The organism is Paenibacillus pasadenensis DSM 19293 (assembly GCF_000422485.1).
Lineage (GTDB): Bacteria > Bacillota > Bacilli > Paenibacillales > Paenibacillaceae > Paenibacillus_O > Paenibacillus_O pasadenensis.
Genome location: NZ_AULW01000016.1, coordinates 31,100 through 43,136, shown reverse-complemented (window position 1 = coordinate 43,136; position 12,037 = coordinate 31,100). Strand labels below are relative to the sequence as shown.

The 12,037-nt window shown below is 66.0% G+C and carries 10 protein-coding genes; all 10 read right to left on the bottom strand.

The annotated features are described in order from the left end of the window. Positions 1 to 17: 17 nt before the first annotated feature. The 10 genes from mreD to H582_RS0104025 all read right to left on the bottom strand — a co-directional run bounded on the left by mreD (position 18) and on the right by H582_RS0104025 (position 11,679). Positions 18 to 539: a rod shape-determining protein MreD gene (gene mreD / locus H582_RS0104070; protein WP_043110895.1), complete on the bottom strand. Its 522-nt coding sequence runs from the start codon at positions 537 to 539 to the stop codon at positions 18 to 20. Further along, positions 536 to 1,393: a rod shape-determining protein MreC gene (gene mreC, locus H582_RS0104065; RefSeq protein ID WP_028597502.1), complete on the bottom strand. Its 858-nt coding sequence runs from the start codon at positions 1,391 to 1,393 to the stop codon at positions 536 to 538. The genes mreD and mreC overlap by 4 nt, the downstream gene beginning before the upstream one ends. Positions 1,394 to 1,431: 38 nt before the next feature. Beyond that, the gene (locus H582_RS0104060; RefSeq protein WP_028597501.1) at positions 1,432 to 2,457 is read right to left on the bottom strand and encodes a rod shape-determining protein; all 1,026 of its coding nucleotides are present in this window, start codon (positions 2,455 to 2,457) and stop codon (positions 1,432 to 1,434) included. 42 nt (positions 2,458 to 2,499) lie between these two features. Beyond that, positions 2,500 to 3,186, bottom strand: a complete 687-nt coding sequence (gene radC / locus H582_RS0104055) for a RadC family protein (protein ID WP_028597500.1) — start codon at positions 3,184 to 3,186, stop codon at positions 2,500 to 2,502. A gap of 162 nt (positions 3,187 to 3,348) precedes the next feature. After that, a complete protein-coding gene (locus H582_RS0104050) occupies positions 3,349 to 4,122 on the bottom strand; it encodes a Maf family protein (RefSeq protein ID WP_028597499.1) in 774 nt (257 codons plus the stop codon). A 38-nt stretch (positions 4,123 to 4,160) separates the two neighbouring features. Further along, positions 4,161 to 4,403, bottom strand: coding sequence for a DUF4321 domain-containing protein (locus H582_RS0104045; protein ID WP_028597498.1), 243 nt, complete (start codon positions 4,401 to 4,403; stop codon positions 4,161 to 4,163). Positions 4,404 to 4,475: 72 nt separating this feature from the next. Continuing rightward, a complete protein-coding gene (locus H582_RS0104040) occupies positions 4,476 to 6,008 on the bottom strand; it encodes an SPOR domain-containing protein (protein WP_028597497.1) in 1,533 nt (510 codons plus the stop codon). Positions 6,009 to 6,230: 222 nt separating this feature from the next. Further along, positions 6,231 to 7,643, bottom strand: a complete 1,413-nt coding sequence (murC, locus tag H582_RS0104035; protein WP_028597496.1) for a UDP-N-acetylmuramate--L-alanine ligase — start codon at positions 7,641 to 7,643, stop codon at positions 6,231 to 6,233. Positions 7,644 to 7,648: 5 nt separating this feature from the next. Further along, on the bottom strand, positions 7,649 to 9,019 hold the full coding sequence (locus H582_RS0104030; RefSeq protein WP_028597495.1) for a bifunctional folylpolyglutamate synthase/dihydrofolate synthase: 1,371 nt from the start codon (positions 9,017 to 9,019) through the stop codon (positions 7,649 to 7,651). Then, on the bottom strand, positions 9,019 to 11,679 hold the full coding sequence (locus H582_RS0104025) for a valine--tRNA ligase (protein ID WP_028597494.1): 2,661 nt from the start codon (positions 11,677 to 11,679) through the stop codon (positions 9,019 to 9,021). The genes H582_RS0104030 and H582_RS0104025 overlap by 1 nt, the downstream gene beginning before the upstream one ends. Positions 11,680 to 12,037 lie beyond the last annotated feature (358 nt).

Genomic DNA, 12,037 nt, shown 5'->3' with positions numbered 1-12,037 from the left:
GATTCCTGCTCGGCCAGTCAAGCGGAAGCCGTCGGCTTGGCGCGCGGATTGCCTTCGAATGCCCGTCGGATCGGGATGTAGACGGCGAGCGCGAATGCCAGCTGCAGGAACAGGCTCGGGAAAATATGATGCTGCAGCGCCCAGGCGAGCGGCTCCGCCGTAAAGCGGAATACGTCGTAGACGTAATAGACCGCGATATCGTACAGCAGCGAGCCGATCGCGACGACCGCCAGCGCCGACAGCATCGTGAGCCGGCGTCCTCCGAGCAGCAGGCCGATCAAGTAGGCGATCAGCCCCATCGCATAGGCATGCAGCCCCAGCAGATGGCCGCGGAACACGATATCCTGCAGCAGGCCGAAGCCCGCGCCGAGCAGAAGCGCCGCATGGCGGCTGCGATAAAGCGCGGCATATAGGATAAGGACAAACGTGAAATGCGGCAGCAGCCGATCGGAAAAGGCAGACGGCACGAGCCACGGAAACAGGCTCGTCTGCACGAGGAATGCGAGGAAGGTCAGCAGCACCATGCTCTGCATCTTCATTCGGCAGTCCCCGATGTCTGCACGACAAACACTTCGCTCAGATGGTCGAAGTCCGCCGACAGCTTGATGCTCGCGATGCGCGTCAGGCCGATGTCGCTGTCCTGGATGCTCTCGACCGTGCCGATGACCATCCCCCGCGGGAACACGTTGCCGAGCCCCGAGGTGATGACGATGTCGTCCTTCTTGATCGGATCGTCCGCGGCGATCTTGGTCATGAGGATCCGCTGCGACTCCGAATTATAGCCGGACAGGATGCCGAACGACTGATTCTGCTTGCCGAGCACGGTCGCCGAGATGCCGGACTCCTCCGAGTTGAGGCTCGTGATCGGCATGACGGTCGACGTCAACTCCGACACCTTGCTTACGTAGCCGATCATGCCCTTTTCGGAAATGACGGCCATCCGCTCGCGGATGCCCTCGCGGGCGCCGAGGTTGATCGTCAGCGTCCGGTTGTAGGCGTCCGGGCTCACCGCCACGACCTGGGCGATCAGATAGTTGTAATCGTAGATCTTCTTCTGCTCCTCGGTGAACTTGAGCTTTTCCTGCAGGCGCTCGTTCTCCTGCCGGATCGCGTTGTACTCCACCTTGTCGCGCGCGTAGGCCGCTGCCGTCATGCGCAGCCGGTCATTCTCTTCGTACACCTTGCGCAGATCGCCGACAGCCTGGAACAAGCCCGCTATGTAGCCAGCGGGCTTGTAGAACCATTGCTGCACGTATCCGGTCGTATCGCGCAGGAACTTCTCCGGCGTCGTCAGCCCCGCCTTGGAGCTGATGGAGAAGCCGATGACCGCGATGAAGAGAATGAAGCTGACCATGAGGACGAAGAGCCGCCTGTTCCGCAAATGCTTAAACATGGGTCCACCCGCCCGTCTTATTCAGCTCCGCTCGCGCCTTACCTCTTCGACCGCGAGCCGCCTTTGTTCTTGAAAAGATGAATGTTCTCCAGCGCGCGGCCCGTCCCGATCGCGACGCAGTCCAGCGGGTTCTCCGCGACGATGACCGGCATGCCGGTCTCCCGCGAGAGCAGCTTGTCCAGGTTGCGCAGCAGGGCTCCGCCTCCGGTCAGCACGATGCCGCGGTCCATGATGTCCGCGGACAGCTCCGGCGGGCACTTCTCCAGCGTAATCTTGACCGCGTCGACGATCGCCGATACGGTATCGGCGAGCGCCTCGGTAATCTCCTCGGACGTGATCGACAGCGTCTTGGGCAGGCCCGTCACGAGATCGCGGCCGCGGATCTCCATCGTCACCGGCTGCTCCAGCGGCATCGCCGATCCGATCTCCATCTTGAGCTGCTCGGACGTGCGCTCGCCGATCATCAGGTTGTACAGGCGCTTGATGTACTGGATGATCGCCTCGTCCATCTCATCGCCCGCGATGCGGACGGAACGGCTCGTGACGATGCCGCCGAGCGAGATGACCGCCACCTCGGTCGTGCCGCCGCCGATGTCGACGACCATGCTGCCGGTCGGCTCCCATACGGGCAGGTCAGCGCCGATCGCAGCGGCGAAAGGCTCCTCGATCGTATAGGCGTCGCGCGCGCCGGCCTGGCGCGTCGCGTCCTCGACGGCGCGCTTTTCGACCGACGTGATGCCGGAAGGGACGCATACCATCACGTTGGGATGGCGCGGGAACAGCGAGCGCTGCTTCTGCGCCTGGCGGATGAAGTATTTGATCATCGTAGCCGTCGTCTCGAAGTCGGCAATGACGCCGTCCTTCATCGGACGGATGGCGCGGATGTTGCCCGGCGTGCGGCCGATCATCTTCTTGGCGTGCTCGCCGACGGCTTCAATCGTTTTTGTATCGGTACGAAGGGCGACCACGGACGGCTCCCTGACGGCGATTCCTTTTCCTCTTACATAGACCAGCGTATTGGCTGTGCCGAGGTCAATCCCCAAATCTTTTGAAACTCCGAACATCGTACTACTCCCTTCTAAAATGCGGCAATCCTATTCATTATATTACATGAGGCCTCGTTCCTTCAAACTGATAAAGCGTCCATCGCCGATGACAATATGATCCAGCACCTCGATGCCGACCAGCTGTCCGGCCTCCTGCAGGCGCGCCGTCAGCGCCCGGTCCTCCGCGCTCGGCGTCGGATCGCCGCTCGGATGGTTGTGGGCGCAGATGAGCGAGGCGCTGCCGTGACGGATCGCCGCTCGGAACACCTCGCGCGGATGCACGAGCGAGGCGTTGAGAGTGCCGACGGACAGCGTCTCGCGGGCGACGATGTGGTTTTTCGTATTCAGGAACAGGCAGACGAAATGCTCCACCTGGAGATAGCGAAGGTCTTCCATCAAATAGTCGGCGGCGTCCTCGGGACGGCGCACGGCGACCGTCTCCTCGCGGCGGCTGCGCGCCAGCCGGCGTCCGAGCTCGATGCCCGCGCGGATCTGCAGCGCCTTGGCCGGACCGATGCCCTTGATGCGGGTCAGATCGCCGTGGCCCATGTCCACGAGCCCGCGCAAGCTGCCGGACTGCTGCAGGATGCGGGCAGCCAGATGCACCGCCGTCTCGCTGGAGGAGCCTGTCCGCAGCAGGATGGCGAGCAGCTCAGCATGGCTGAGCGCTTCCGCTCCATGCTGCAGCATCCGCTCCCGCGGACGCTCCTCCTCCGGCCATTGTTTGAGAGAAACGGAATCCGACATCGTTCGACGACCGCCTTTGCGCTAGGTTTCCTCTAGTTTACCATTGATTTCCGGCATTATCTCCTCCTCTTTTCGAGGAATTTCGATCTTCATCTCTTCCTTGACGAGCGAAGCATCAAAAAAGTCCACCCCCGGACGGAGGTGGACGAAAAAAGCTTGGCTTCAGCTTCGCAGCGGATCAAGTCCGAATCGCCGCAGCAGCTCGTAAAGCAGATTCAGCGGCAAGCCCATGATGCTGTAAAAATCGCCTTCGATCTGCTCGACCAGCACGCTGCCGAGCCCTTGGATGCCGTAGCTGCCCGCCTTGTCGAGCGGATCGCCGGTCGCCACGTAGGCGGCGATCTGCGCGTCGTCGAGCTCGCGGAAGCGGACGGCGCTGCGCGTATAGCCGCAGGCCGCGAAAGCCGTCCCGCCTGGCGCCGCCACGCGGTAAGCGCCGATGTCGCCGAGCCGCTGCCGATCGCCCCAGACGGCGCCGGACGCTTGCGACGGGTCCGCTCCGGCCGGCGGAAAGGCCGGCGGCAGCGTCGCCGAGCCGCCCGCGACGGGTTCGCCTGCCGCCAGCAGCGCGACGCCGCTGTACACCTCATGGACGCGGCCGCTCAGCCGGCGCAGCGTGCGGCGCGCATCCTCGGCGTCGGCCGGCTTGCCGAGCACCTCGCCGTCCAGCACGACGATCGTGTCGCCGCCAAGCACGAGCGCGCGGCCGCCCTCCGCTCCAGAGGCCTCCTCGATCCTGAGCGCGGCGGCCTTAGCCTTGCGCAGAGCCAGCTCCGCGACGATCTCATGAGGCCGCAGCTCCGGCGCGACCGACTCGTCCGCATCCGTCGCCAGCACCTCGAGCGGAATCGGCAGCCGCAGCGCGGCCGCCAGCTCCCGCCTCCGCGGCGAGGACGAGGCGAGCACGAGCCGCTGCGGCAGGTTGTCTTCATTCATACGTCTGAACTCCTCCATCTTGGCTAGTCGAGCGCCCGCTACAGCTTGCGGTAGAGCAGAAACGCCAGCACGAGGCAGGCGAGGCTGACGACGCTGAAATTGAGCGTCAGATCAAGCTCGTAGCGGAGCACGCCGAGGTCGGCGGCGGGCCTCCAGTTCAGCTCGGCGGAGCGCGTCAGCTGCGCCAGCGCCGGAACTTGCTTGAGCCACCGGTCGGCAAGCGCCCCGGCGAGCAGGCCGAGCGCGCCGAACAACAGCAGCGTCCATCCGTTTTTCTTCATCGCGTCCGCGCCCTCTCCCGGTCCGAATTCTCGTCCCATTATAAGGGAAGCGGACCGAAGGAGCAACGGACCTCAGCCCGCGACCGCGGCTTCCCGAAGCTGCAGCTGGGCCAGCGCGGCAGCCGTCAGCTCCGCCTGCACCGCCCAAAGGCGCTCCGCTTGCGGCGATTCGCCGTACGCCGTCAGCTTCGCGCCGGCTTGCCGCAGCGCGTCGGCCAGCGCTCCCGCCGCCTCCTGCGCCGCCTTGCCGGACCAAGCCGGCTCGGCGGCTGCGGCATCCTTCAGCCAGCCGTCCAGCCGCTCGGCCCAGGCGGCGCGGCTCGCGGCGTCCATGCCCGCGGCGTCTCCCGCCAGCAGCGCCGACGTCTGCCCGGCCAAGTCGCCGATCAAGTCCGCCGCGCCCTCGTCATAAGCTTTCAGCTGCTCGGCCGTGCCCGCGAAGGCCAGCTCCGACACGCTCGGCAGCTTCATCTCCTTGAGATACACCTCGGTGCCCGTCATGCCGGCGGCCAGCTTCTCCGCCTGTCCGCGGCTCGAAGCGACGCCCGCGTAGACGCGATAATCGCCGTCGTGGCGCAGCGCCGCGGCCAAGCCGGCTTTTTTCAATTCCGCGGCGGCCGCTTCGGCGCTTCCCTTGGAAGAAAACACGCCGTACTGAAGCAGCTGGTAGGTCCGCTCCGGCCACCCGGCAGCCACGACTTGTACCTTCGCCGCTCCCTGCGCGGCCTCCGCCGCCGGCGCAGAGGCCGGAGCAGAGGAAGCCGCCGGCTCAGCCAGCCCTCCCTCGGCGGCAGCGGACGCATCGGCCGCTTGTCCTTCCCGCGCCGGCAGCAGGCCTTGCCCGGCGAACAGCGTCAGCGTCATGTAGCCGAGCACGGCTCCCGTCGCGATCGCTCCGCCGATGGACAGCAGCACCGCCAGCCAGGACGGTCCCGCTCCGCCTCCCGTCCCGGAGGCGCGCTTCATCCGGGCGCCGATCCCCCCCGCGCGCGCCGGACGCGCGGCGTCCGGCTCGACGATCGGCCCGGCCGGCCACGCCTCCGGCTCGTCGTAGCCGACCTCATAGGCGGCGGCTCCGCTCTGAACGGCCCGGCCGCCGGAAGCCGGCGCGGCGGCCCAAGGCCATTCGCCCGGCTCTTCCGAATCTTCCGGCTCTTCCGCACCGTCCGGCTCGACCCGATCCGCCTTGCCTGCCTGGCTGCGGCCGCTGTTCCCGGACCATGCCGGATGATCCGATTCCGGATCGGCTGTTCCCGGCGCGGCGGAAGACGGCGCTGCCTCGAAGCCCGGCTCCGGCGGCTCGCCCGGCCAAGCCGACCAAGCCGGCTCTTCGGCGGCATCGCCCTCGGCTTGTCCCGCCCGCAGCAGGTCCGGAGCCGTCTCCCAGATCGGCTTGTCCTGAAACGGACTGATCCAAGGCGAATACGACTCCGCGAACGCCAGCTCGGCCCTCTCCCCCATCCCCGCCGCAGCGTCCATGCTGACGGCGGAGCGGAGGCCGGAGCGCGGCTCGCTGCCGGAGCGCGGCAGGCCGGACGCCGCGCGTCCCTCCTGCACGAGCCTGCCGCTGCCATCCGGACGATACGTGACTCGAACCTTCGTCATGATCGTTTTTCTCCTCCCTGTGGTGGACTCTGCTCTACTCTATGAGACTAGCGGCTCGATTATGACCGATAGAAAGAGAGCAAGCGAAAGGCGCGGAGAGCCCGCCGCGCTTCTGACCCGGTACTCGGTCCGCGCCCGCCGCGGACGCGACAAAAAGCGGAGGGCATCCGCCCTCCGCTTCGTCTCTTGCCTATGGCAGGATGCTTCCATCCCGCAAAGCCCTTATTCGCCCGCCGGCTCGAACCGCTGGCGCAGCAGCCCGACGAGCGCGTCGCCGGCCTTCCAGATGTCGCCGGCTCCCATCGTCAGCACGAGGTCGCCCGGGGCGAGGCGCGTAGCCAGCTCGGCCTGCACCTCTTCCTTGGTCGGCAGGTAGAAGGTATTCGCGTTGCTGTTCTTGACGATCAGCTCCACGAGGCGGCGCGAGTTGACGCCTTCGATCTCCTTCTCGCCGGCCGGCGAGTAGATGTCGGTGATGATGACCTCGTCCGCCTCGGCGAACGCGCGGCTGAACGGCTCCAGCAGGAAAAACGTGCGCGTGTAGCGCTGTGGCTGGAACACCGCGACGATGCGCTTGCCGGTCGCCTTGGCGGCGCTGATCGTCGCCTGGATCTCCGTCGGATGATGCGCGTAGTCGTCGATGACAAGGATGTCGTTCACCTCGCCGAGCACCTGGAAGCGGCGCTTGGCGCCGATGAAGTCCTTGATCGCTGCGGCGGCCGCTCCGAACGGCACGCCCGCCTCCATGCATGTGATGAGCGTCGCGACCGCGTTGTACACGTTGTGGCGGCCCGGCACGGACAGCTGCACGACGCCGAGCTCCTGGCCGCGCCGCGACAGCGTGAACGTCACCTTGCGGTCGCCGAGCACGAGGCTCGAGGCGCTGTACTCGGCGTCGGCGCTGTCGATGCCGTACGTGACGATGCGCTCCGCCGGCAGCGCGCCCGCCGCCCGCGGCAGCAGCTCGCGCACGATCGGGTCGTCGATGCAGACGACGGCGCGCCCGTCCTCCTTGACCTGCGAGAAGAACTGCACGTAGGCCGACTTCAGGTTCTCGAAGTCGCCGTCATAGTTTTCGAGATGGTCGGGCTCGATATTGGTGACGACGGCGATCGCCGGATGGTAGTGCAGGAAGGAGCCGTCGCTCTCGTCCGCCTCCGCCACGACGTATTCGCCCTTGCCGGCCTTGGCGTTCGTGCCGACATTGACGATCTCGCCGCCGATGATGTAGGTCGGATCGGCGCCGCAGCTTTCCATGACGAGCGCGATCATCGACGAGGTAGTCGTCTTGCCGTGCGCGCCCGCGACGGCGATGCCCTTGCCTGCGTTCATGAGGCGGGCGAGCATCTGGCTGCGGTGCAGCACCGGAATTTTCAGCTCCTCGGCCGCCCTGCGCTCGACGTTGTCCTTGGACAGCGCCGTGCTGTAGACGACGAGATCGGCGCCGCGCACATGGCTCGCGTCATGCCCGATATGGATTTCCGCGCCTTTTTTGGCCAGCTTTTCGGTCAGCTCCGCCCGCGCGACGTCCGAGCCCGTCACTTTATAGCCCATTTCCAGCATGACGCGCGCGATCGCGCTCATGCCGTATCCGCCTATCCCGATAAAATGAACGTGTTCTGCTGTCGTCGTCATGACGGTCACCAACCTTTTTCAGAATCCGGCAGTCCGAGCACGAAGGCGCGGACATCGGCAATGAGATAGAGCGTGCCGGTGACGACGGGCAGGCCGCCGCCGGCGGCGGCGCGCTCCAGCCGCTCCAGCGCGTCCGGCCACCGGGGCTCGGCGACGATCTCGGGCGAGACGCCCATCTCGCGGGCCTGCTCCCGCGCGACTTCCGCCAGCTCCTCGGCCGGCAGCGCCTTGCGGAAAGCGGGCTGCGTAACGACAAGTGTGTCCGCTATAGGGAGTATATGCCGAAGCACTCCGCGGTGATTCTTGTTGCCGAGCATTCCGATCATGACATGGATGCGCTCGCCTCCGTGCAGCTCCCGCAGCGCGGCCGCGAGCGACTCGGCGCCCTCCGGATTGTGCGCGCCGTCGAGCAGCAGCCGCGGCTCCCGGCGCACCATCTCGAGCCGGCCCGGCCACTGCGCCGAGCGCAGTCCCTCCAGCAGCTGCTCGTCGTCGACGAGCAGCGCGTTGTACTGGCGCAGCACCTCCAGCGCCATGACGGCAGCGGCGGCGTTTTTGCGCTGATGCGCGCCGGCGAGCGTCAGCTCCAGCCGGGACATCGACCGGAACGGCCCTTTGAAGCCGAAGCTCTGTCCCGACTCCGTCGCCTCGATCGCCGTCTCCTCGAACTGCTCGCCGAGCTGATACAGCGTCGACTTGGACGAGCGGGCCGCCTCGCGGATGACCGCGAGCGCCTCCTCGTTCTCGACCGTGCTGACGACCGGCACGCCCGGCTTGATGATGCCCGCCTTCTCGCGGGCGATGTCCGTTATCGTGTCGCCAAGCACGTCCATATGGTCGTGGCCGACGTTGGTGATGATCGAGATCACCGGCGTGACGATGTTCGTCACGTCGAGCCGGCCGCCGAGGCCCGTTTCCCAGACGACATAGTCCGGATACGTGACGCGGGCGAAGTAGAGGATCGCCAGCGCCGTGGACACCTCGAACATCGTCGGAGAGCCGTGCTCGGTCTCGGCGATCTCCTCGACGAGCGGCCGCAGCTCGTTGGCGAGCCGCAGCAGCGTCTCCTCCTCGATGTCCTGGCCGTTGTAGCGGAACCGGTTGGTGAACTTCGTGATATAAGGGGATGTGTACGTCCCCGTGTCATAGCCGCCGCGCACGAGCACCTCCGTCAAGTACGCGCAGACGGAGCCCTTGCCGTTCGTGCCCGCGACATGGATGAAGCGAAGGCGGCGCTCCGGATGGCCGAGCCGCTCCATCATGATCCGCATCCGGTCGAGGCCCGGGCGGACGCCGAAGCTGACGAGCCCCTCGATCCATTCGCGCGCTTCCTCGTACGACGCCATCCCGGCGAACTGCCGCTGTTCGTTGTCCATCAGCCCTGCAGCTCCTCGATCCGGGCCAATACCTTGTCGAGCTTGGCCTGGTAGTCTGTCCGCTTGGCCTTCTCCTCGTCGATGACCTTGGCCGGAGCCTTGGCGACGAAGCCTTCGTTGGACAGCTTCTTGTCGACGCGCTCCACCTCGGAGCGCAGCGTGGCGGCTTCCTTGCGCAGGCGCGCGATCTCCTGCTCGATGTCGATCAGGCCGGCGAGCGGCAGAATCAGCTCGGCGCCCGTCACGACCGCCGTCATCGCCTTGTCCGGCGCGGACAGGGCGGCGTCGATCGTCAGCGACGACGTGCCCGCGAAGCGGCGCAGCAGCTCCTCGTTGGCCTGCAGGATCGCGAGCTCGGCATCCGAGCTCGGCTTGATCTGCAGCTCGATCTTCTTGCTCATCGGCACGTTCACCTCGGCGCGGATGTTGCGCACGGCGCGGATCGCGCTCATGAGCAGCTCCATCTCGCGCACGGCGTCCGGCGCCTCGAAGGCGGCGTCGTACTGCGGCCAGGCGGCGATCGAAATGCTCTCGCCCTCATGAGGCAGATGCTGCCAGATCTCCTCGGAGATGAACGGCATGAACGGGTGGATCAGGCGCTGGGTGCGGTCGAGCACGTAGGCGAGCACGGATTGCGTCGCCTTTTTGGCCTCGGCGTCGGTGCCGTACAGGCTGAGCTTGGATACCTCGATGTACCAGTCGCACAGATCGTCCCAGATGAAGTTGTACAGCAGCCGTCCCGTCTCGCCGAAGTCGTAGGCGTCGATGAGGCGCGTCACGTCGCGCGCCGTCTCGTTCAGGCGGTGCAGGATCCAGCGGTCGGCCGTGCCGAGCTTGCCGCCGAGGTCGATGTCCTCGTAGCGGAAGCCCTCCAGGTTCATGAGCGCAAAGCGCGAGGCGTTCCAGATCTTGTTGGCGAAGTTGCGCGCCTGCTCGACCTTCTCGATGCGGAAGCGCAGGTCCTGTCCCGGCGTGCTGCCGGTCGACAGCATGAAGCGCATCGCGTCCGCGCCGTACTGCTCGATGATGTCGAGCGGGTCGACGCCGTTGCCGAGCGACTTGGACATCTTCTTGCCGTCGGCGTCGCGCACGAGGCCGTGCATGAGCACGTCCTTGAACGGAATCCGGTCCGTGAACTCGAGGGCGGTGAAGATCATGCGCGCCACCCAGAAGTAGATGATGTCGTAGCCCGTCACGAGCAGGTCGTTCGGGTAGTACCGCTTGAAGTCGGCGCTCTCCTCGTCCGGCCAGCCGAGCGTCGAGAACGGCCACAGCGCGGAGCTGAACCACGTGTCGAGCACGTCGTTGTCCTGGCGCAGCTCGCCGCCGCAGTCCGGGCAGGAGCCGATGTCGTCCGCGGAGACATGGATCGTGCCGCAGGCGTCGCAGTACCAGGCCGGGATGCGGTGGCCCCACCAGAGCTGGCGGGAGATGCACCAGTCGCGCACGTTCTCGATCCAATTGAGGTACGTCTTCTCGAAGCGCTCCGGCACGAAGTTCACGCCGGCGCCCGACTTCTGCGCCTCGATCGCGCGGTCGGCCAGCGGCTTCATCGCCACGAACCACTGCGTGGACAGGTACGGCTCGACGACGGCGCCGCTGCGCTCGCTGTGGCCTACCTGATGCACGTGGTCCTCGATGCGGACGAGCACGCCGGATTCCTTCAGGTCGGCGACAAGCTTCTTGCGCGCCTCCGCGCGGTCGAGTCCCTGGTAAGGACCGGCTTCGGCGTTCATGACGCCGCTCTCGTCCATGACGATGATCTGCGGCAGGTCATGGCGCTGGCCGACCTCGAAGTCGTTCGGGTCATGGGCCGGGGTGATCTTGACGGCGCCGGAGCCGAAGTCCTTCTCGACGTACTCGTCGGCGACGATCGGGATGAGGCGGCCGATGACCGGCAGCACGAGATTTTTGCCGACGAGAGCCCGGTAGCGCTCGTCCTCCGGGTGGACGGCGACGGCGGTGTCGCCGAGCATCGTCTCCGGACGGGTCGTCGCCACAGTCACATGGCCGCTGCCGTCCTCGAGCGGGTACTGCAGGTGGTACAGGCTCCCCTGCACTTCCTTGTACTCGACCTCGATGTCCGACAGCGCCGTGCGGGCGGCCGGGTCCCAGTTGATGATCTTCGCGCCGCGGTAGATCAGCCCTTTTTCATAGAGGCGGACGAACACCTCGCGCACGGCCTTGGACAGCCCCTCGTCGAGCGTGAAGCGCTCGCGGGAGTAGTCGAGCGACAAGCCCATCTTGCCCCACTGGCTGCGGATCGTGCCGGCATAGGTGTCCTTCCATTCCCACACTTGCTCCAGGAACTTCTCGCGGCCGAGGTCGTGGCGCGTCTTGCCGCTCTCGCGGAGCTTCTGCTCCACGCGCGTCTGCGTGGCGATGCCGGCATGGTCGGTGCCCGGCAGCCAAAGGGCGTCGAAGCCCTGCATCCGCTTCGTGCGAATCATGATGTCCTGCAGCGTGAAGTCGAGCGCATGGCCGATATGGAGCATGCCCGTGACGTTCGGCGGCGGGATGACGATCGTGTACGGCTTCGCTTCCGGCACGCGGCCGGCCTTGAAGAAGCCGCCCTTGCTCCATAGCTCGGTGCTGTTCTGCTCGGCGCTGCGGGGATCGTAGGTCGTCGGCATTTCGGTTGTATGCTGCTGCTCTGACATTGGCAAGTTCACCCTCGTTTGGTTGATGGAGTTTAAAAAAAGGCGGCTGACCGACAAAAAAAGCCTTCCGCCCCTTGAACGCAAAGGACGAAAGACTTCAGCTTCCGCGGTACCACCTTCATTCCGCCCGGGACCTCGAGTCCATGGACGGCACTTGGAGCAGGATAACGGCTGCGGCCGGCGGAGCTGCTCCTGCAGCGGCCCTGAGGGCATGCTGGCAGAATGCGGTCCGCGACTCCGGGGCGACCTGTCACGCTTCTGCGGCCTGCAGACCTTCCACCAGCTGCGGTCTGCTCTCTGTAGGCGCACGGCGCACTCTTCCCCATCCTCGTCGTTGAATGGAATGATGCTTTGAATA